The sequence below is a fragment of the Rhodococcus sp. WWJCD1 genome, from assembly GCF_002258735.1.
Lineage (GTDB): Bacteria > Actinomycetota > Actinomycetes > Mycobacteriales > Mycobacteriaceae > Rhodococcoides.
In genome coordinates, this window is the sequence record NZ_NOXY01000021.1 from 162837 (window position 1) to 181677 (window position 18841).

Consider the following 18841-nt stretch of genomic DNA (forward strand, 5'->3'; position numbering starts at 1 on the left):
TTTCACCGTAACTACGAGTGCATCGAAACCTACCCGTCGATCTCCAATTCCGCTGACACCACCACGGTGTTGTTCATCGGTAGTGCGGCCACCCCGAGTGCAGTGCGTGCGTGCGCACCGATTTCGGGACCGAAGATCGCCAGCACCAGGTCGGAGAAGCCGTTGACGACCGTTGTGGTCTGGGTGAAGCCGTGATCGGCATTGACCGAACCGGTGACGGTGAGCCACGCGCTGATTCGATCGAGATCGCCGACGGCGCGGGCGACGCTACCGAGGAGAGCCAATGCGGTGTCGCGCGCGGCATCGGTGGCCGCGTCGAGACTTACGTGCGACGGGACTGCACCGAACGGGCCCGCCAGGGTGCCGTCCGGGGCCAAGGGAGAATGCCCCGAGGCGAACACTCGGTTGCCCCGTACCCGCACCCACTCGAACGAGAACTCGAAACCGGGCGGAGCGGTCGGTTCCCCGGGCAACGTGAAACCGAGTTCGGTGATGCGACGTTCGATCTCCATGAACGAAAATCCTGTCAGACCGCAACACCGTTGATGGTGCGAACGGTCCAGCGAGAACCGTCGTGCTCGAGGGTGGAGACACCCGCGTTCAGAATTCGCGGAGAGTGCCGACGTCGGATCGCGTCGAAGATCGCTCGGATGACACCGCCGTGCGCCACGGCGATCACCGCCGAGTCCGGGTAGCGAGAGGCGATGTCGTCGACGGCTCGCACGCCTCGCACGATCAGGTCGGAGCGGGGCTCCAAGCCTGGGTACATACCGTTCGGCCAGTGCGAATAGGCGTCCCAGTCGGTGAATCCTTCGGCCTCGCCGAAGTGTCGTTCGGCCAGATCGGGGAACTCGGCGGTGCGTGTCAGGCCGAGGTGTGCACCGATGATGTCGGCGGTTTCGGCTGCTCGGATCAACGGTGAACTGACCAGGTGGTCCCACTGGCGGTACTCGAGTTCGTAGCCGGCCTCGCGGGCCTGAGCACGGCCGGTGTCGTTGAGCGGAATGTCCGACGAGCCCTGCAGACGCCCGTGCAGATTCCAGTTCGTTTCACCGTGCCGAACCAGTGCCAGAAAAGTCATAGTGAGCGGAGAATATCCCAGAGTTACCAGGGAGTACGGTCGATACGAAGATACGTGAACGAGCTTGGAGGATTGTCGATGAATCTTGCCCTGACAGAAGAAGAGGCCGCGTTCCGTGACGAGATGCGGACGTTCTTCACCACGAAGGTCCCCGCCGAGATTCGCGAGAAGAGCGCGACCGGTCAGGAGTTGAGCAAGGACGAGGTGGTCACGACCATGCGAATCCTCAACGAGAACGGCTTGGCGGTGCCGCATTGGCCCGCCGAGTTCGGTGGCCGCGACTGGACCGCTGTGCAGCGCCACATCTGGCTCGACGAAATGCAGCTGGCGTCGGTGCCCGAGCCCCTGGCCTTCAACGCCTCGATGGTCGGCCCGGTCATCGCGACGTTCGGCTCTCAGGAGCTCAAGGAGAAGTTCCTGCCCAAGACGGCGAACCTCGACATCTGGTGGTGCCAGGGCTTCTCCGAGCCCGAGGCCGGATCGGACCTGGCGTCGCTGCGCACCACCGCTATTCGAGACGGTGACGACTACATCGTCAACGGGCAGAAGACGTGGACGACGCTCGGCCAGTACGCCGACTGGATCTTCGCGCTCGTGCGGACCAACCCGGACGCGCCGAAGAAGCAGGCCGGAATCTCCTTCCTGCTCATCGATCTGAACACCCCCGGCATCGAGATGCGGCCCATCAAGTTGATCGACGGCAGCGTCGAGGTCAACGAGGTCTTCTTCGACAACGTTCGCGTTCCGGCCGAGAACCTCGTCGGCGAGGAGAACCAGGGTTGGAGCTACGCCAAGTTCCTGCTCGGCAACGAGCGCACCGGCGTCGCCCGGGCCGGACACACCAAAGTGCATCTGGGACAGGCGAAGAAGCACGCCGCGCAGACCAAGGTCGGCAGCGGCACGCTGCTCGAGGACCCACTGTTCGCGGCCAAGATGGCCGAGGTCGAGAACGAACTTCTCGCCCTCGAGCTGACTCAGCTGCGCCTGGTGTCCAGCTCGGACGACGGCAAGCCGAATCCGGCCTCGTCCATTCTCAAGCTGCGGGGATCGGAATTGCAGCAAGCCACAACCGAATTGCTGATGGACGTCGCCGGCCCGGACTCGCTGCCCTACGAGGCGGGCGAGGACATCGAGAGCGAAGGCTGGGCGCAGCGCTCGGTACCGGGGTATCTCAACTACCGCAAGGTGTCGATCTACGGCGGCTCGAACGAGGTTCAGCGCACCATCATCGCCTCGGCGATTCTCGGACTGTAAGGGAGCATCTGAAGACATGGATTTCGAACTCAACGAAGAGCAGAAGCTGCTGCGCGACACCACTCGTGAGGTGCTCACGCGGGCGTACGACACCGAGAAGCGCAACAAGATCGTTAACGGTGAGCTGGGTTGGAGCACCGACGTCTGGAAGCAGTTGGCCGAGGTCGGCCTGCTGGGTCTGACGTTCAGCGAAGAGGACGGCGGCATGGACGCCGGTCCCGTGGAGATCATGGCAGTGATGACCGAGGTCGGACGACGGCTCGCGCCGGAGCCGATTCTCGACGCCGTGCTCGTCCCCGGCGGGTTGATCTCCGAACTCGGCAGCGCCGAGCAGCGCTCGCGCCTCCTGCCGCCGGTGGCCGAGGGATCGTCGATGCTGGCGTTCGCGCACAACGAATCCGGCAGCCGCTGGCCCAACATCGAGGTCGCCACCACTGCCACCGAGGACGGTGGGTCGTGGTCGATCAACGGTGTCAAGAATCCGGTACCGCACGGCGGTAGCGCCGACGTGATCGTCGTCAGCGCCGTGCTTCCCGCCGGAGGAACCGGACTGTTCGTCGTCGACGCCGACGCGACGGGTCTCACGCGCAAGTCCTACGCCACGCACGACGGTCAGCGCGCCGCACAGATCGAATTCGTGGACGTCGCGGCCGAGCCGCTCGGCACCGCCGAGAACGCAGCTGCCGCGATCACCGGTGCCGAGGTGCGGGCGCAGGCCGCGCTGTGTGCGGAGGCAATCGGTGCGATGGAAGAAGCGCTCCGCCTGACCACCGATTACCTCAAGGCGCGCAAGCAGTTCGGGGTTCCGCTGGCCAAGTTCCAGGCGCTCACCTTCCGCGCTGCGGACATGTACGTGCTGCTCGAGCTCGCCCGCAGCATGAGCCTCTACGCCACGATGTCACTGTCCGACGGCAACGTGGACACGACGATCGCGTCGCGGGCGAAGCTGCAGATTTCGCGGTCCGGGCGCAAGCTCGGCCAAGAGGCGATTCAGTTGCACGGCGGCATCGGCGTCACCGCCGAGTATCCGGTCGGGCACTACACCAGTCGGCTCGTGGCCATCGAGCACACTCTCGGTGGTGCCGACGAGCACCTGCGCATCCTGGCGTCGAAGGTCTCCGATCACGATCTCATCGGGATCTGACGCTCCTCGGAAAGACACGACTCGGGCCCGGCCACCTTCGAAAAGGTGACCGGGCCCGAGTCGTGTCCAGAGACGTCAGCTGCCCGAATCGGCCTGAACCACAAGGTCGGCCACGGCTGCGGGGTTGGAGACCAGGATCGCGTGCGAGCCCGGTACCTCGGTCACCGTCGCCCCGGCCCGTTGCGCCATGAAGCGCTCCGCCGAGGTCGGGATGATCTGATCCTGCTGGGGGATCAACGCCCAGGACGGGGTATCCGCCCACGACGGTGGGCCGCTCGGCTCGAGCAGTGCACCGGCGGCGATGGTCTTCTGGTGAGCGACCATGCGCGCAGCCTGCTCCTCGCTCACGTCGGGCGCGAAGAACGGGCGGAACAGCGCGGGGGTGATGTACGAGTCGACGTTCTTGCCGATCAGGTTGGACGAGTCGTCGACGATCGACAGGCCGATCACCGGCGGAACCAGGGCCGTCACGGGGAATCGGAACGGATCGAGTTCGAGCGCGACGGGTTCACCTTCGACGGGCATGAATGCGGCGACGTAGACCAGCGCCTCCACATTGTCGGCGTGCACGTTGCTGATCACCGTGCCGCCGTACGAATGGCCCACCAGGACTACCGGGCCGTCGATGCTCTCGACAACATCGGTCACGGAGGCCGCGTCGATCGCGGGCCCGCGCAGCGAGTTCTCTGCGGTCACCACCGGGTAGCCGCGGCCGCGCAGGTTCGCTGCGACGCCGTCCCAGCTGGTGCTGTCGGCGAAGGCTCCGTGTACGAGAACCACGGTAGGCAGGCCCTGCGCAGCGGCCGGGGCCGCGCCGATACCGACCATCGTGCCCACGGTCAATGCCGCGGCCGCGAGCAGTGAAGTCCACTTCGGTTTCGTCATGCTCTCAACCTGTCACACGCTCAAAGTTTCCGCGGTGTTCACCGCGAAGATTCGACCAGCTTTTTCTCAGTGAACGCTCGTATGCTTGGCTTGCAGCAGTGGCGTTCGCCCGGCCGGGCGAACGTGAAACGGTAGGTCCGATCGTGAGCGAGAGTTCGATGAAGTCTCGGATGGCCGAGTACCCACGCCCCCATCACTGCTTGTTGCACGTCAGCGACACGCATCTCGTCGACGGTGGCGGTCGGTTGTACGGCGGCGTGGACAGTGAGTTGCGGCTCGAACAGGTGTTGACCGACGTACGCAACTCGGGTGTGCGACCCGACGCGTTGGTATTCACCGGAGACCTGACCGACAAGGGTGAGGCCGGCGCCTACGAGAAGCTGCGGGCGTTGGTCGAGCCGGTGGCCGAGGAGCTCGGTGCGCAGATCGTCTGGGCGATGGGCAATCACGACGACCGTGCGACGTTTCGCCAGAAGCTGCTCGACGCCGAACCGACCGTGCAGTCCATCGATCGCGTCCACGACGTCGACGGCCTGCGCGTCGTCACGCTCGACACGACGGTTCCCGGCCGCCATCACGGTGAGCTCGGCGACGAGCAATTGGCCTGGCTCGCCGACACACTCGCCACGCCCGCCGAGTTCGGGACGATCCTGGCGATGCATCATCCGCCGGTGCCGACCGTGCTCGATCTCGCAGTGCTGGTCGAGCTGATCGATCAGTCGCGCCTGGCCGACGTGCTGCGCGGTACCGATGTGCGCTCCATTCTTGCTGGGCACCTGCACTATTCGACGACGGCCACGTTCGCGGGTATTCCCGTCTCGGTGGCGTCGGCCACGTGCTACACCCAGGATCTGAACGTGCCCGCAGGCGGATTGCGCGGTCGCGACGGTGCCCAGGGTTACAACCTGGTCCACGTCTACGAAGACACCGTCGTGCACTCGGTGGTGCCGACGGGCTCGTACGACACTGTGGGAGAACCGGTCTCGGCGGAAGAGACGGCACGCAGGCTCGATGCGGCGGGAGTCACCATCGCAGACAGCGCACGGCGGAAGACGTTCAGCGACGCCTAACGCTGTTCGCGTTCCCAGGGCGCGACGATGGGGAAGTACTTGTCCAGGAACTGCGTGACGGTGCGGGTGCGCAGATCCAGGTCGACTTCGGGGAAGCTGCCGTCGTTGAGGCAGAAGAAGTCGACAGATCGCTTGGGGAGCAGCTTCTCCATCAAGTCGAGGCCCGCTACCGACGTGGTGTCGATGTACCGAACCTTCGCGTCTTTCTGGACCACCGCGCGTCCGCTCATCAATGCGTAGTAGTGGTACAGCGAGTTCGTCACCGAGATGTTGGTACTCGCTCGGAATGCACTCGCCGCTGTGGAGGCGAACTCGTCCGGGAACTCGTTCTCCATTTCCTGCATCACGCTGCGGCGCAACGGAGTTGCTGCGTGTTCCAGATGTCGGGTGGTGGTCATTCCGAATCGGTCCTGCAGGATTCGACGGTTCACCCGCGCCGCGTTCTCGAAGCCGCTGCGATCGGCGTCGCTGTAGCCCAACCCGATTCGCGTCGTCGCCTCGATGAACATGCTGATTCCGCCGGGGGAGAAGAACATCGACGGGCTGACCGGACGACCGAAGAACATGTCGTCGTTCGAGTACAGGAAGTGCTCGGACAAGCCAGGGATGTGGTGCAGCTGGCTCTCGACGGCCTGCGAGTTGTGTGTCGGCAGAACCGAGGTGTCCACGAAGAACGCCTCGCTCGGAACGAATGTCACCTTGGGATGGTCGGCGAGCCACGCCGGCCTCGGGGAGTCGGTGGCCACGAAGATGCGCCGGATCCACGGTGCGTACAGGTGGACCGACCGGAGGGCGTACTTCAGCTCGTCGATCTGTCGGTAGCGGGCCGCTGAATCGTCACCCTCGCCGACGACGTAGTTCGCCATCCGCCGCGCACGCTGAGCCTGGAACTCTGCGGACGAGCCGTCGACCCAGGAGAACACGATGTCGATGTCGAAATTGATGTCCGACGCATGGTCGGCAAACATGTTCTCGATGGTCGGCCACGTTCTACCGAAGCGTTCGACGGTGCCGCGGACGGCCTCGTCGGGCCGAATGTTGCGGCGGGTCAAGGAGTTCTCGATCGGCAGCACGATCTCGGACGGGGAGAAAGACCACAGCTCGATCTGCACGGCCGTCGACGCGCCGTAGTACAACCCGCTGAACGGCTCGACGCGCGGCCGGTAGAGGCGCACGATCCGCGCGTTCGCGGACGGCGAGAGTGTGCCGTCGGCAACCAGCACGGCTTTCCCTCGGGCGTCGACGGTCTTGGAGTAGAACGGCTCGGCGCGGCAGGCGTGCACCAGCGCTGTGGTGAGCGCGTCCCGGGCAGCCAGTTCGATGGCGATGACGGGTCGTTCGTCGTTGCCGCGAACGAGCAGGTATTTGATTCGTGCGGCGTCGAGGACGGCGCGGACGAACAGTAGATCCTCGACCATCGCCTGATGTGGGGTGGTGGAGGTGATCGTCAGGGCGTAGCGGCCGTCGTGGCTGACCACGTCGGATCGTTCGCTCAGGCGTGCTGCGGACGCTGCAGATTCTCGGGTGACGGCATCATTTGTCTCGTGCTCCGGTGGAACGAGGTAGATATCGTGCGGGGCAGAAGACGAGGTGATGGCGTTCCTTCCTGAGTGCGCGCGCTGGCCGGGGAACCCGGTGCGGACTCAGTCTAGTGCAGGTCCGGGGCTTTCTTGACGCGCTGCGGTAGAACCCAGTTCGCCGCGACCAGGCCCACCACAACTCCGGCAGAGTCGGCGAGAGCGTCGGCGACCGATCCCGAGCGTCCCAGGGGCAGGATCGCCTGCAGAAACTCCGAGAGCGCCGCGAACGCCAGTACCCACAGAGCGGTCCTCGCCCAGCCGATTCCGGCCAGACGGGAGGTGTAGGCGAGGGCCGCGAACAGCGTGAAGTGAATGATCTTGTCGCTGTGCTGGAATCCGGAAGGCACCCCCGACGCGGGGGTGAAGAGAACGATCAACGCGACGACGAACGTGACGGCCAGGGGAATTCGATACGTCGACAGCGAGAACACCGCTCGAGTTTACCGGCGTTGCAGCACCACCACCGTGTCGATTCGCTCGTCGCCGTCCGGCGTCGTACGGGTGCGGTGTTCGGCGTGGATCACCTCGAATTCGTCGCCTGCCGCTGCGACGACCGGTTCCGGTGCGAACAGTCGGTGCTTGGCCGGATGCTGCGAGGCATGGCTGTCGCTGGGACTGTGCCCGACGATCAGCAGACGCCCGTTAGGTGCGACCGCTGCGGCGAACCTGCGGGTGGTCAGTTCGAGTTCGTCCGGTGGCACCTGCAGGAAGTGCACCGACACCAGATCGAACGCCGCGGCCGGGGGAGTCCAGTCCAGAACGTCTTCCTGTTGCCAGTTCACTGCGAGTGTCCGCGGCTCGAGTGCCTGTTGTGCTGCGCGAGCGCGGCCGAGGGCAACATCGGAGATGTCGACGCCGGTCACGTGCCAGCCTTCACCGGCCAGCCACAGGGAGTCGGCACCTTCTCCGCAGCCGATGTCCAGGGCGCGGCCCGGAGTCAGCTCGGACGCTTCCTGTACCAACACGGCATTGGGATTTCCGCTCCAGATGGCGGTCCGCTGGTTGTAGAGGTCGTCCCAGAACGCTTCGTCGAAGGCACCGTTCTCGAAATCCGGTTCTGCGTGGGTCCCGTCGGCGGGAGGAGTGTGAGCATGTGTGTGGTCGGCCATACTTCGAGACTGCCCGCTCGCGGCCACGGACGCAAACAAATTTGCTGTTTCGGCAACAGTGGATCTGAGTAGAGTGGTGTGTCATGACCGAACAGGAACGTGAAGTACTGACGTGGGCGACGTTCGGAGATGCCTCGCGCGATCTGACCAAGAAGATCGTCGACGACGGGTTCGTTCCGGACATCGTCATCGCGATCGCCCGCGGCGGACTCATTCCCGCGGGCGCGATCGCCTACGCGATGGGCGTCAAGGCTGCGGGCACCCTCAATGTCGAGTTCTACTCCGACATCGAAGAAACTCTGCCCGATCCCGTTGTCCTGGAACCACTTCTGGACACCGACGCGATCGTCGGCAAGAAGTTGCTCGTGGTCGACGACGTCGCCGATTCCGGCCGCACCCTGGCTCTGGTGATCGATCTACTGAAGGCGCATACGCCCGACGTGCGGTCGGCCGTGATCTACACCAAGCCGAGAACCATTGTGCAGCCGGACTATTGGTGGCGAGAGACCGACAAGTGGATCAACTTTCCATGGTCCACGTTGCCGGTCATCACCTGAGTTACTCGCTGGAGACGTCGATCAGCACCTTCCCGACGGTTCCGTTCTCGACGGCGTCGTGCGCGGCAGCGGTCTCGCTCAGCGGGAAGCGGTGCAGTGGTAGACCGGTGGCCTCACCCACCTCCAACACACCTGCGGCCGCCGCGGCGCTGACGTCCGCCTCGGCGTTACGCAATGCCTCGTCGCCGACGGTGTAGAGGAGTACGAACTGGTAGCGGGTGTTGAGCACCATGTTCGGTCGGACGTCGAGGGTCACTGTGTCTCCGCCGTTGTTGGCGTAGACGGCCACCGATGCGCGGTTCGCTCCCACGGCAGCGTTGAGTGCGGCGTTCTGTGCGGGAGCAACCTCGACGACGAGATCTACTCCGGCAGGCACCAATTCACGAATTTCGGCGGCGGCGTCGCCGGCCTTGTAGTTCACCACGTGATGCGCGCCCGCGGCGGTCGCCAGTGCGCCCTTCTCCGGTCCGCTGACCGTCGTCACTACGGTCGCGCCTGCCCAGCGGGCCAATTGGATTGCGGCATGGCCGACGGCACCGGCACCACCGGCGACGAGTACCGACTTGCCTTCCAGTGCGCCCGGGTGCAGCCGCGCGGGTCCGTCCTCGGACACCGTGAGTGCGCGGTGCGCCGTCATCGCGGGCACCCCGAGGCTTGCGCCCACGTCGAATCCGACGCCGTCGGGCAGAGGTACCACCCGGGAGGCGGGCAGGATTGCGAAAGACTGTGCTGTTCCAGTGGGACGCTGGTGCTGGGCCAGGTACACCCAAACACGATCTCCGACGGAGACGCCATCGACGTCGGGGCCGACCGCGTCGACCACTCCGGCACCGTCCTGGTTCGGTACCACCTCGTCGAATGCCAGCTTCTCACCCGGGCCGGAGCCGGTCCGGTTCTTCCAGTCCGTCGGATTGACGCCCGAGACCACGATGCGGACGCGGACTTCGCCTGCGGCGGGCTCGGTCACCTCGCGATCCTTCAGCTCGAGGACGGACGAATCGCCGGTGCGGGTGTACACAATTGCTGGAGCAGTCATATCTGTTGCAACGCGCTCGGACCGCTCCGATGTTCCCTGCGGCCTCATCGGGGTATGCATGAGTGGTCATCAGTGCTGTCAGAGAAGAGATGGATCTTTATGAATCACAACGACCTGCTCACCGACGCGTTCGGCCGGATCAAGGAACTCGTCCACTCGGTGCTGGACGAAATCCCCACTGCCGCGTTGACGTATCGACCCGACGCCGACGCCAACAGCATCGCGTGGTTGCTGTGGCACCTGACGCGGGTGCAGGACGACCACATCGCGGGTGTGGCCGGGAGCGAACAGGTCTGGACGTCGGACTCGTGGTTCGAGCGTTTCGGACTACCGTTCGACAAGTCCGACATCGGCTACGGCCAATCGTCCTCGGACGTCGCTCAGGTCACCTCGAGCGCCGAGTTGCTGCGTGAGTACCACGACGCCGTGCACTCGAAAACCGTTGCGTACGTGAGCAGTATCTCGACCGACGATCTGGACCGGATCGTCGACGAGAACTGGGATCCGCCCGTCACGCTGGGTGCACGGCTGGTGTCCGTGGTGTCCGACGACCTGCAGCATGCCGGGCAGGCCTCGTACGTTCTCGGCCTGTACACCCGGCAGGCCTAGCCGTCAGGCGTAACGCTTCTGCAGGTTCTCCAGCGTCTTACGGATGTTTCGACGCTGGAACTGCGGGAACGTCTTGCCGCTGGTGACGATCTTGTCGAACACGAGGGCCAGGGCGTCGGGCCATTTCGTTCGGTCGTCGGTCCAGGTTTCGGTGACTTTTGTGCCGTCCACGACCTGCTCGAAGTCGTATCGCCAGGTTGCGTTCGCGCCCTTGATCTTCGGAGTGCTCTTTCCGATCGCGTGGACGCGGAACTCGAAGGTCTTGCCCGGGTCCGCCGCCGTGACGGTACAGCGAGTGATCCACTTCGCCCGGCCGCGCTTGTTGGTTCCGTCGAACACCATTCCCACGTAAGCACTCTCGCGAGGTTCGTGGACCGTTGCGCCGGTATTTTCGGGGCTCCACTGCCCCATCTTGGTGGGGTCGCTGATTGCAGCGTAGAGAGTGTCGGCGTCGGCGTTCACGACGATGCTGTCGGAGACCACGAGTTCGCGCTTCATTACGATGCACCGTTCTTCAGGCCGGGATGGATACGAGTGAGCATGGGCACCAACAGGGTTCGCGGAGTGATCTGAGCGAAGATCGATCCGATGCGGTTGGCCGGCCCAGGGATCGAGACCATGCGTCCCTTGGTCATGTCGTCGACGGCAGTCTTGGCCACCGTTTCCGCCGACACCCACATGATCGACGGAAGTGCCTTCTCTGCATCGTCTTTCGCGAAGCCCGCGGCCTCACCGAATCCGGTCTGCACCGGTCCTGGGCACAGCGCGGTGGCGGTCACTCCGGTTCCGCGCAGTTCTCCGGTCAGAGATTGAGTGTAGGAGAGCACGAACGCCTTGCATGCGCCATATCCGGCCTGCCCGGGCAAAGGCTGGAATGCGGCGGTCGAGGCGACGTTCAGCAGCGCGCCGCGTCGGCGTTCGATCATGCCGGGGAGGAATCGGGTGCAGAGGTCTGCGACGGCGACCACGTCGACCTCGATCATGTTCATTTCCGCATCCGGATCCGATTCTGCGACGGGTCCGAGGGTGGAGAGTCCGGCGTTGTTGATCAGAATGTCCGGGATCAGGCCGAGATCGGTGATGCGTCCGAGCAGTTCGGCGCGAGCAGTGCGGTCGGAGAGGTCTGCGGCGAGCACTTCGGCTCGGACTCCCCGTGCTCGGATCTCCTGTGCCAACTCTTCGAGCTTGTCGGCACGCCGGGCGACGAGGGTGACGCCGTGGCCTCGGGAGGCGAGTTGGCGAGCGATGGCAGCCCCGATGCCGGAAGACGCTCCGGTCACGACGGCAGTCCGATCGGGTGCGGGACGAGGAAGGCTCATGTGTCCCACCGTAGCGAATGCGTGTTGTGCAGCGCATTTGAATCTCAATGAGAGGTTAGCCTAGTCTAACTTTAACGTCCCTTTGCTTATCGAGAGGTAACCATGTTTTCTGCTCCAACGGCCGGTCGGCGGTCTGTTCGACGGTTCTCCGCGCTGTCCGCGCTCGCCGTGTCGGTCCTTGTGGTCGGCGCATGTGGCAGCAGCGACACCGCCGAGACGCAGAACGCCGACGGCGGTGACTTCGCGTCCGTGACGATCGATTCGGCTTTGGGGCAGGCGGTCATCACCGAGAAGCCGGAGCGCATCGTGACTCTCGGGCAGGGTTCGGCCGAGACGGCGATCGCGTTGGGCACCGTCCCGGTCGGTGTCGAGGAGTATTCGTGGGGTGCCGACGACACCGGCTATCTGCCGTGGGTGCACGACGCCGTGACGGAGTTGGGTGCCGAACTTCCCCAACAGTTCACCGGCGGTACCGAATTGAACATCGAGGCCGTCGCGGCGCTCGAACCGGATCTGATCCTGGCACCGTGGTCCGGCATCACGCAGGATCAGTTCGACAAGCTCAGTGCCTTCGCCCCGGTGGTTGCGTACGAGGAGCAGCCGTGGACAACTACCTGGGAAGACCAGATCACCGTGATCGGCAAGGCCATGGGTGAGGAGGAGAAGGCCGCGGAGGAGATCGACAAGATCGAGAACCGCTTCGCGGACGCCGCCGCCCAGCACCCCGAGTACGCGGACGTGAGCTTTTCGTACATCTACAACACCGGCCCCGGCACGCTCGGAGTGTTTCTCGCCGACGAGCAGCGCGTTGCGATGGTTCGCGGTCTCGGGTTGCAGGTCGATCCGGTGGTGAACACGCTCGACGAGACCGAGGGCACCGACTCGTCGGTCATCGGGTTGGAGAATGCGAATCTGCTGAACGATTCCGACGTGATCTTCACTTTCTACTCGGACCCGCAGAACCGCACCGACACCGAGAATCAGCCTGCATATAAGCAGATTCCGGCCGTGTCCCGGGGTTCGGTCGTTGCGCCGACGGATCAGTCGTTCGTCACAGGGTCGTCCATCATCAATCCGCTGACTGTGCCCTGGGCACTCGAGCGATATGTGCCGATGATCGACGAGGCTGTCGCGAAGGTCGACACCGGCACGTCGTCGGCTAATTGAGCGGAGCGTAGGGGAGGCCACGGTGGTCTACTCGAATCATCCCGTAGGACAACCTCTTCCAGCCCCGCACCGTGTACTCGGTGCGGGGCTGGTGTGCGTTGGAGGGATCAAGTGATGTGGGGGCCGGCTCTGGCGTGGGATTGTCGGGGTTCTCGGTACGGGTCGACGGTGGCCGGCGGGATGAACCACGGGTGGTTGTCGGCGGCGATGAAGACTTCCCAGTCACTGTGGTGGATGAGTCGGTGGTGGAATCCGCACAATAGGACGAGGTTGTTCATGTCGGTGGGTCCGCCGTCGGTCCAGTGCCAGATGTGGTGGCCTTCGGTCCAGGCTGCGGGTTTGCCGCAGCCTGGGAACGCGCAACCGTGATCACGGGCGGTCAACGCGCGTTTCTGTTTGGCGGTGACGGTGCGGGCGGTGCGGGCAAGGTTGATCGGGGAGCCGTTCTCGTCCATGACGATCGCGGTGAGGAGACAATCGCAGGCGAGTTGGCGGGAGGTCTCGCGGGTGAGTGGTCCCATCCAGGGCAGCCACCCGACGGTGGTGCCGTCGCCGAACAGGTCCCGATACGCGCCACGATCGGTGGCCGGTCCACTGTCGCAACCATCGGCATCACCGCCGCGGGTGCTGCTGCTCGCGCTATCGGATCTGGTTGCCGTACCTGTGTTTTCGTCATTGCCGCTGCCGCTGCCACTGTCACTGTCACTGTCACTGTCACGGTCACCGGAGCCTGCGCCTGCTGCAGTGCCGCGGAGGTTTGTGAGGTCGCGGAGGGTGATGTGCAGGTTGACGTGCGGCTTCTCCCCGCCCTCGGTGGGTCGGTTGCTGGAGGCGAGGTAGCGGTCGAGGATGTGTCCGAACGCCTCGGCGCGGCGTAGAGCGGGGCTGCGGTCGTCTTGAGTGCCGTCCGCGGCCGGGCGGGGTTCGGTCAACGGCGAGAGTGCGGTGAGCAGCTTCTCACCGGTGACAGCATCGAAGTCACCTTTGAGCGCCAGCCGCCCGTTCAAGGTTTTCGAGGCGAACAGTTCGTTGCGGTCGGTGTCCTCGGGTGGTGGCTTGTTGCCACCGTAGGTGTCTTTCAGTTTGGTGATCGCTTCGCGGATGCGGTCGGTGCGCGCGCTTGTGGTCCGGTCGCAGCTTTGATCATGGCGGCGCGGGCGATGTCCTGGCCTTCTTGGGGGAGGTTCTTCGGTGGTGTTTCGGCGAAGGTGAGGATCAGGGCGGCGTGGTCGATGGTCATGACGCCGGTGTTGACGGCGTCGGCGATGTCGGGAAACGCAGCCATGCCGCGGGCGAGGGCGACAATCTTGTTTGCTTTGGACGGTGAAAGCAAAGTGGTGGAGGTCAGCCAGCCGGCGGGTCCGGGGAAGCCGAGTTTCTCCCGCGAGACGCGGGTGTCGATTTCGGCGACGAGAGCGATCCGCCGGGCCTCCAACAACTGGATCTGATGGGAGACCGCGGCAGAGTCGGCGAGGAGTTCACTCTCGCTCAGTTGCCAGATCTCTGTGGTCATAGAGCAAGTGTATCGAACGTGCGTTCGACTGGCAATCATAGTGCAATCGAAAACTGTTGCTGTGCATAAAGATTCGCGAATCGATACCTGTCGGTAGCCTGTGGTAGGAGCTGCGGAGCCCGTTTCGTGATGGTGATCGCTGCAGCGATTCCGGTCCGAGCACGCGGTGACTATTTCGATTTTTTACGCGTAATCGACCAGCATCAACTCGTTCCCATCCGCCGCTGGCGTTACTTGGGTGTCTTCGTGGCGGTTCATCTGCCGCGCGGGCGGTCCGTGACCATGCGGGGAGCGTCGCGCATGCAGATTCGCCCAACGTACGGCCATCGGACCGATGCGGCGTTTCGTCACCGAGCGCGACGCTCTCGAAGTTCGGAAATCTGCGGTGCAGGCATCCGGCGCTTCAGTACACCTCGCGCTGACGTTCCTGTTCCAACACCTGCTCGAGGTCGCTCAATCGGTTCATCGACGACACCTGACGCGCCGTGCGGTGATTGAGTGCCAACATCTCGCGGTGCCGGTGTACGAAGGCCCAGTAGCCGGCGGTGAAAGGGCAGGCGTCGTCGCCCAGTCGCTTTTTCGGGTTGAATTCGCACGGCTTGCAGTAGTCGGTCATGCGATTGAGGTACGCCCCGCCCGAGGCGTAGGGCTTGGTGGCGATCACTCCGCCGTCCGCGTGTTGACTCATGCCGATGACGTTCACCGGCATCACCCAGGCAAACCCGTCGACGAAAGCCGTTGCGAACCAGTCGGTCAACGCTCGCGGATCCCAGGCATGTTGCAGCGCAAAGTTTCCCAGGATCATCAGTCGGGGAATGTGGTGCACCCAGCCGCGGTCGCGCACGCCGTCCACCGTCGACGACAGGCACTTCGCCACCACAGCGTCGCCGTCCAACTCCGTCAGCCAACTCGGAAGGGGTTCATGCGCTTCGAGCTTGTTGCGCTCGAGGTACTCCGGCCCCAGATGCCAGTACAGGTGCCATACGTATTCGCGCCAGCCGAGAATCTGCCGAACGAAACCCTCGACACTCGCCAGCGGGGTGCCGTCTCGGTGGGCGTCCTCGGCAGCGTGCGCCACGTCCAGCGGTTGCAGCAGGCCAAGATTCAGCGGGACCGAGAGGAGCGAGTGCGACATCGTCCAGTCGTCGGCCATCACCGCGTCCTCGTACTTGCCGAAGTCGTCCAAGCGGTAATTCACGAAGTGCGCCAACGCCTCCGATGCCTCGGCCGCCGTCACCGCGAATACTCGTGGCCCGTCGACTCCGACGGTGTCGAGGTCCCAGTCGTCGAGGTCGGCGCGCACCTGATCGTCGATGGCATCCTCGGTCGGCCACCACGGCTCTTCGACACCCAGGGTCAACCGACCCTTCGGCGGTGGCGACTGATTCTCGGCGTCGAGGTTCCACTTCCCCGAGACGGGATCGGCACCGTCCATCAGCACGTCGAATCTCTTGCGCTGCTCCCGGTAGAACGTCTCCATCCGGAAGGTCCCACGCTCGGCCGCCCAGTCGGCGAACTCTGTCCGGGGAAGCGCGAACATCGGCGTCGGCAGAATCTCCGAGACCAGGCCCTCCTCGTGCAAGGCGGCGACGAACTTCTCCGCCGCGTGTGAGGTGGGCTCGAACACCACCACGGGTTTGCCGTACTCGGCCAACGCCTCGCGGTACGTCTCGGTCTGCAGATAGGTGACGCGATCACCCAGCTCATCGGCCAGATGACGCATTCCCGACAACACGAGATGGAGCTTCTGTCGGTGGTATCGCCGACGTCGGAACACGCGCCGCGACTCGATCATCAGCACGTCTCGCTCGGCATGCTCGTCCACCGAGTGGAAGTGCGGGCCGAGCTGATCACCGAACAACCACAGAGCGTCCATTCTCGGAGTGTTCTCCCGCAGCGACGAAGGCAAACCAGCGTCCGGAGCATGGCCGGCTGGTGAACACTGGGGCCGACCCAGGCGCGCCTTACTTGACCACCGACCATCCATCGCATGGACTGACCCGATGCACGCTGAGTCTGCGCTTTCCAGAAGGACGTTTCTTCGCTCGTCGTCGGTGGCCGTCGCAGTGGCCGGAGTGGCCACGACCCTGCCTGCGACTGCCCACGCGCAGGGCAGCGACCGAGGCTTCTTGCACGGGGTGGCGTCGGGAGATCCGGTACCCGACGCGATCGTTCTCTGGACCCGCATCACCCCCACACCCGACGCCACCCCGGGCTCCGGCGTCGGCCCGCAGGTGTCGGTGACGTGGCGGATTTCCCGTAGCGCGGACATGGGTGACGTCGTCTCCTCCGGCACCGTCTCGACCGGCCCCGATACCGATCACACCGTCAAGGTCGACGTCGACGGCCTCAGCGCAGGCACCACGTACTTCTACGATTTCCGCACGAGCGACGCGGCATCGGCCGTCGGGACCACGCACACCGCACCGGCCAACAATGCCGACGTCGATGCGATGCGCTTCGGCGTCGTCTCGTGCTCCAACTGGGAGTCGGGCTACTTCGGTGCCTACCGGCATTTGGCCGCCAGGACGGACTTGGACGCCATCGTGCACCTCGGCGACTACATCTACGAGTACGAGACGGGCGGCTTCCCGGGGCGCGACGGCGTCGTGCGGCAGCATTCGCCCACGCACGAGATCGTCACGCTCGCCGATTACCGCCAGCGGCACGGCCAGTACAAGTCCGACCCGGATCTGCAGGCCGCGCACGTCGACGTCCCGTGGATCTGCACGTGGGACGACCACGAGTCGGCCAACGACGCGTACGACGGCGGCGCCGAGAACCACACTCCCGCCACCGAGGGCGATTGGTACACGCGCAAGGCCAATTCGGAGCAGGCCTACTACGAGTGGATGCCGGTACGCGCGGCAGGCACGGCGACCAACCGTCATCTGTACCGCAGGCTCCGGTTCGGCAACCTGCTCGAACTCTCGATGCTGGACCTACGGACCTACCGCTCGCAGCAGGTGTTGCCGTTCAACGGTCCCGAGGTCGATTCGCCGAACCGGACCATCACCGGTGCCGAGCAGATGCAGTGGCTCACCGACGGCATCGTCTCGTCGCCGACGCAATGGAAGATCGTCGGCAATCCGGTGATGATCACTCCGACATTGATCCCGCCGCTCGACCGCGACGCCGCCAGGGCGGTCACCTCGCTGCTCGGCATTCCCGAGGGCGGTCTGCCCTACAACGCCGATCCATGGGACGGCTACACCGCCGACCGCCGCAAGCTGCTCGGAGCGATCGTCGATGCAGGCGTCGACAACACGGTCTTCATCACCGGCGACATCCACTCGGCCTGGGCCTGCGAGGTGCCTCTCGACGCGGCGCACTACGCCACCACCGAGCCTGCTGCCACGGAGCTGGTCGTCACCTCGGTGAGCTCGGCCAACATCGACGATCTGACGCACACTCCGCCGCACACGCTGGGTCGGGTCGCCGAGGAAGCATTCAAGGCACTCAACCACCACGTGAAGTTCGTCGACCTCGACAGCCACGGGTTCGGCGTCTTCGAGGTCACCAAGACGGCGGCTCGGATGGACCACTGGTTCCTCAACGCCAAGGAGGATCCGCAGACCGCGGTGTACTGGGGAGCGGGCTTCACCGTCGACTCCGGCACTCAGCGCGTTCGGGCGGCAGCGCCACCACGGGGCTGACACGCCATACTGGACAGCGTGGCTGTACCGAAAATCGTCCTGTTCTACGTGTTCACTCCGCTGCCCGATCCCGAAGCGATCAGGCTGTGGCAACAGTCGCTGGCCGCGTCGAACAACCTGACCGGACGCATCCTGATCTCCGAACACGGCATCAACGCGACGGTGGGCGGTGACGTCGACGACGTCAAGAGGTACGTCCGCGGCACCCGCAGCTACCCGGCCTTCAAGGCGGCCGACATCAAGTGGTCCGACGGCCTCGGCAACGACTTCCCTCGGTTGTCCGTTCGAGTCCGGGACGAGATCGTCACATTCGGAGCGCCCGGGGAGCTGAAGGTCGACGCCGACGGCGTGGTCGGCGGTGGCACTCATCTGAGCCCGGAGCAGGTGCACGAGCTGGTCGATTCCCGCGGCGACGACGTCGTCTTCTTCGACGGCCGAAATGCGTTCGAGGCGCAGATCGGAAAGTTCAAGAATGCTGTCGTCCCCGACGTCGAGACGACGAAGGACTTCGTCTCGCAGCTCGATTCCGGTGCGTACGACCATCTGAAGAAGTCCCCGGTGGTCACCTACTGCACCGGGGGAGTGCGGTGCGAGGTGCTGTCTTCGCTGATGGTGGCCCGTGGGTTCGAGGAGGTCTATCAGCTCGACGGCGGAATCGTCCGATACGCAGAGACTTTCGGTGACGACGCGCTCTGGGAGGGCTCGCTGTTCGTTTTCGACAAGCGGATGGCTCAGAACTTCTCCGACCACACCGCCGTCATCGGTCGGTGCAGTTCCTGCGGCAACCCGACGTCGCGGTACCAGGACTTCGACGGTGATGCCGGCCGTGGTTTGCGGTTGATCTGTCTCGATTGCGCCTGA

20 protein-coding genes are annotated in these 18841 nt (G+C 64.6%); 8 read left to right on the forward strand and 12 right to left on the reverse strand.

Annotated features, from left to right (window positions below):
• Positions 1–29: 29 nt before the first annotated feature.
• Both CH286_RS16010 and CH286_RS16015 read right to left on the reverse strand, forming a co-directional pair.
• On the reverse strand, positions 30–512 hold the full coding sequence (locus CH286_RS16010) for a RidA family protein (RefSeq protein WP_032403841.1): 483 nt from the start codon (positions 510–512) through the stop codon (positions 30–32).
• A 14-nt stretch (positions 513–526) separates the two neighbouring features.
• A complete protein-coding gene (locus tag CH286_RS16015; RefSeq protein ID WP_094609700.1) occupies positions 527–1081 on the reverse strand; it encodes a histidine phosphatase family protein in 555 nt (184 codons plus the stop codon).
• Positions 1082–1159: 78 nt separating this feature from the next.
• Between CH286_RS16015 and CH286_RS16020 the strand changes: the two genes are divergently transcribed.
• Complete coding sequence (locus CH286_RS16020; protein ID WP_094609740.1) at positions 1160–2335, forward strand: acyl-CoA dehydrogenase family protein; 1176 nt, start codon at positions 1160–1162, stop codon at positions 2333–2335.
• 16 nt (positions 2336–2351) lie between these two features.
• The gene (locus tag CH286_RS16025; protein ID WP_094609701.1) at positions 2352–3479 is read left to right on the forward strand and encodes an acyl-CoA dehydrogenase family protein; all 1128 of its coding nucleotides are present in this window, start codon (positions 2352–2354) and stop codon (positions 3477–3479) included.
• Between the two features lie 75 nt (positions 3480–3554).
• Here CH286_RS16025 and CH286_RS16030 read toward each other — a convergent pair whose 3' ends face one another.
• The gene (locus CH286_RS16030) at positions 3555–4364 is read right to left on the reverse strand and encodes an alpha/beta fold hydrolase (protein WP_094609702.1); all 810 of its coding nucleotides are present in this window, start codon (positions 4362–4364) and stop codon (positions 3555–3557) included.
• Positions 4365–4522: 158 nt separating this feature from the next.
• On the opposite strand from CH286_RS16030, the gene CH286_RS16035 reads away from it, so the two are divergent.
• Complete coding sequence (locus CH286_RS16035) at positions 4523–5434, forward strand: phosphodiesterase (protein WP_094609741.1); 912 nt, start codon at positions 4523–4525, stop codon at positions 5432–5434.
• Here the strand turns inward: CH286_RS16035 and CH286_RS16040 are convergent.
• From CH286_RS16040 to CH286_RS16050, 3 genes are all read right to left on the reverse strand, one after another.
• Positions 5431–6930, reverse strand: a complete 1500-nt coding sequence (locus CH286_RS16040; RefSeq protein ID WP_170944765.1) for a stealth family protein — start codon at positions 6928–6930, stop codon at positions 5431–5433. The genes CH286_RS16035 and CH286_RS16040 overlap by 4 nt on opposite strands.
• Positions 6931–7082: 152 nt before the next feature.
• Positions 7083–7445 carry a VanZ family protein gene (locus CH286_RS16045; protein WP_037153314.1) on the reverse strand — a complete coding sequence of 121 codons (363 nt, stop codon included), beginning with the start codon at positions 7443–7445 and terminating at the stop codon, positions 7083–7085.
• 9 nt (positions 7446–7454) lie between these two features.
• On the reverse strand, positions 7455–8123 hold the full coding sequence (locus CH286_RS16050; protein WP_094609703.1) for a class I SAM-dependent methyltransferase: 669 nt from the start codon (positions 8121–8123) through the stop codon (positions 7455–7457).
• An 83-nt stretch (positions 8124–8206) separates the two neighbouring features.
• Here CH286_RS16050 and CH286_RS16055 point away from each other — a divergent pair, with 83 nt between their 5' ends.
• Positions 8207–8680, forward strand: a complete 474-nt coding sequence (locus CH286_RS16055) for a phosphoribosyltransferase (protein WP_094609704.1) — start codon at positions 8207–8209, stop codon at positions 8678–8680.
• 1 nt (position 8681) lies between these two features.
• On the opposite strand, the gene CH286_RS16060 is transcribed toward CH286_RS16055, so the two are convergent.
• Positions 8682–9716: an NADPH:quinone reductase gene (locus CH286_RS16060; RefSeq protein ID WP_094609705.1), complete on the reverse strand. Its 1035-nt coding sequence runs from the start codon at positions 9714–9716 to the stop codon at positions 8682–8684.
• Positions 9717–9815: 99 nt separating this feature from the next.
• Here CH286_RS16060 and CH286_RS16065 point away from each other — a divergent pair, with 99 nt between their 5' ends.
• Positions 9816–10325 carry a mycothiol transferase gene (locus tag CH286_RS16065; protein WP_037153308.1) on the forward strand — a complete coding sequence of 170 codons (510 nt, stop codon included), beginning with the start codon at positions 9816–9818 and terminating at the stop codon, positions 10323–10325.
• Between the two features lie 3 nt (positions 10326–10328).
• Here the strand turns inward: CH286_RS16065 and CH286_RS16070 are convergent, their stop codons facing one another.
• Positions 10329–10823 (reverse strand): SRPBCC family protein, encoded by a 495-nt coding sequence (locus tag CH286_RS16070; protein WP_037153306.1) that lies wholly within the window; start codon positions 10821–10823, stop codon positions 10329–10331.
• Complete coding sequence (locus tag CH286_RS16075; protein ID WP_094609706.1) at positions 10823–11644, reverse strand: SDR family NAD(P)-dependent oxidoreductase; 822 nt, start codon at positions 11642–11644, stop codon at positions 10823–10825. The genes CH286_RS16070 and CH286_RS16075 overlap by 1 nt, the downstream gene beginning before the upstream one ends.
• A gap of 102 nt (positions 11645–11746) precedes the next feature.
• Between CH286_RS16075 and CH286_RS16080 the strand changes: the two genes are divergently transcribed.
• Positions 11747–12811, forward strand: coding sequence for an iron-siderophore ABC transporter substrate-binding protein (locus CH286_RS16080; RefSeq protein WP_094609707.1), 1065 nt, complete (start codon positions 11747–11749; stop codon positions 12809–12811).
• Positions 12812–12918: 107 nt separating this feature from the next.
• Here the strand turns inward: CH286_RS16080 and CH286_RS16085 are convergent, their stop codons facing one another.
• From CH286_RS16085 to CH286_RS16090, 3 genes are all read right to left on the reverse strand, one after another.
• Positions 12919–13914 carry an HNH endonuclease signature motif containing protein gene (locus CH286_RS16085; RefSeq protein ID WP_369597540.1) on the reverse strand — a complete coding sequence of 332 codons (996 nt, stop codon included), beginning with the start codon at positions 13912–13914 and terminating at the stop codon, positions 12919–12921.
• Positions 13890–14324 (reverse strand): DUF222 domain-containing protein, encoded by a 435-nt coding sequence (locus CH286_RS28225; RefSeq protein ID WP_255182670.1) that lies wholly within the window; start codon positions 14322–14324, stop codon positions 13890–13892. Before CH286_RS28225 ends, CH286_RS16085 begins: the two co-directional genes overlap by 25 nt.
• A 403-nt stretch (positions 14325–14727) precedes the next feature.
• A complete protein-coding gene (locus tag CH286_RS16090) occupies positions 14728–16200 on the reverse strand; it encodes a cryptochrome/photolyase family protein (RefSeq protein ID WP_094609708.1) in 1473 nt (490 codons plus the stop codon).
• Between the two features lie 127 nt (positions 16201–16327).
• On the opposite strand from CH286_RS16090, the gene CH286_RS16095 reads away from it, so the two are divergent.
• Together CH286_RS16095 and trhO are read left to right on the forward strand one after the other, a co-directional pair.
• On the forward strand, positions 16328–17980 hold the full coding sequence (locus tag CH286_RS16095; RefSeq protein WP_094609709.1) for an alkaline phosphatase D family protein: 1653 nt from the start codon (positions 16328–16330) through the stop codon (positions 17978–17980).
• A gap of 18 nt (positions 17981–17998) precedes the next feature.
• Positions 17999–18841: an oxygen-dependent tRNA uridine(34) hydroxylase TrhO gene (gene trhO / locus CH286_RS16100; RefSeq protein ID WP_037153401.1), complete on the forward strand. Its 843-nt coding sequence runs from the start codon at positions 17999–18001 to the stop codon at positions 18839–18841.

Bases quoted from the DNA above. Each gene is read 5' to 3' on its own strand.
- CH286_RS16020 (WP_094609740.1), top strand. From the start codon at position 1,160: ATGAATCTTGCCCTGACAGAAGAAGAGGCCGCGTTCCGTGACGAGATG.
- CH286_RS16030 (WP_094609702.1), bottom strand. From the start codon at position 4,364: ATGACGAAACCGAAGTGGACTTCACTGCTCGCGGCCGCGGCATTGACC.
- CH286_RS16065 (WP_037153308.1), top strand. From the start codon at position 9,816: ATGAATCACAACGACCTGCTCACCGACGCGTTCGGCCGGATCAAGGAA.
- CH286_RS16015 (WP_094609700.1), bottom strand. From the start codon at position 1,081: ATGACTTTTCTGGCACTGGTTCGGCACGGTGAAACGAACTGGAATCTG.
- CH286_RS16075 (WP_094609706.1), bottom strand. From the start codon at position 11,644: ATGAGCCTTCCTCGTCCCGCACCCGATCGGACTGCCGTCGTGACCGGA.
- CH286_RS16025 (WP_094609701.1), top strand. From the start codon at position 2,352: ATGGATTTCGAACTCAACGAAGAGCAGAAGCTGCTGCGCGACACCACT.
- CH286_RS16095 (WP_094609709.1), top strand. From the start codon at position 16,328: ATGCACGCTGAGTCTGCGCTTTCCAGAAGGACGTTTCTTCGCTCGTCG.
- CH286_RS16010 (WP_032403841.1), bottom strand. From the start codon at position 512: ATGGAGATCGAACGTCGCATCACCGAACTCGGTTTCACGTTGCCCGGG.
- CH286_RS28225 (WP_255182670.1), bottom strand. From the start codon at position 14,324: ATGACCACAGAGATCTGGCAACTGAGCGAGAGTGAACTCCTCGCCGAC.
- CH286_RS16060 (WP_094609705.1), bottom strand. From the start codon at position 9,716: ATGACTGCTCCAGCAATTGTGTACACCCGCACCGGCGATTCGTCCGTC.
- CH286_RS16080 (WP_094609707.1), top strand. From the start codon at position 11,747: ATGTTTTCTGCTCCAACGGCCGGTCGGCGGTCTGTTCGACGGTTCTCC.
- CH286_RS16055 (WP_094609704.1), top strand. From the start codon at position 8,207: ATGACCGAACAGGAACGTGAAGTACTGACGTGGGCGACGTTCGGAGAT.
- CH286_RS16070 (WP_037153306.1), bottom strand. From the start codon at position 10,823: ATGAAGCGCGAACTCGTGGTCTCCGACAGCATCGTCGTGAACGCCGAC.
- CH286_RS16035 (WP_094609741.1), top strand. From the start codon at position 4,523: ATGAAGTCTCGGATGGCCGAGTACCCACGCCCCCATCACTGCTTGTTG.
- CH286_RS16050 (WP_094609703.1), bottom strand. From the start codon at position 8,123: ATGGCCGACCACACACATGCTCACACTCCTCCCGCCGACGGGACCCAC.
- CH286_RS16090 (WP_094609708.1), bottom strand. From the start codon at position 16,200: ATGGACGCTCTGTGGTTGTTCGGTGATCAGCTCGGCCCGCACTTCCAC.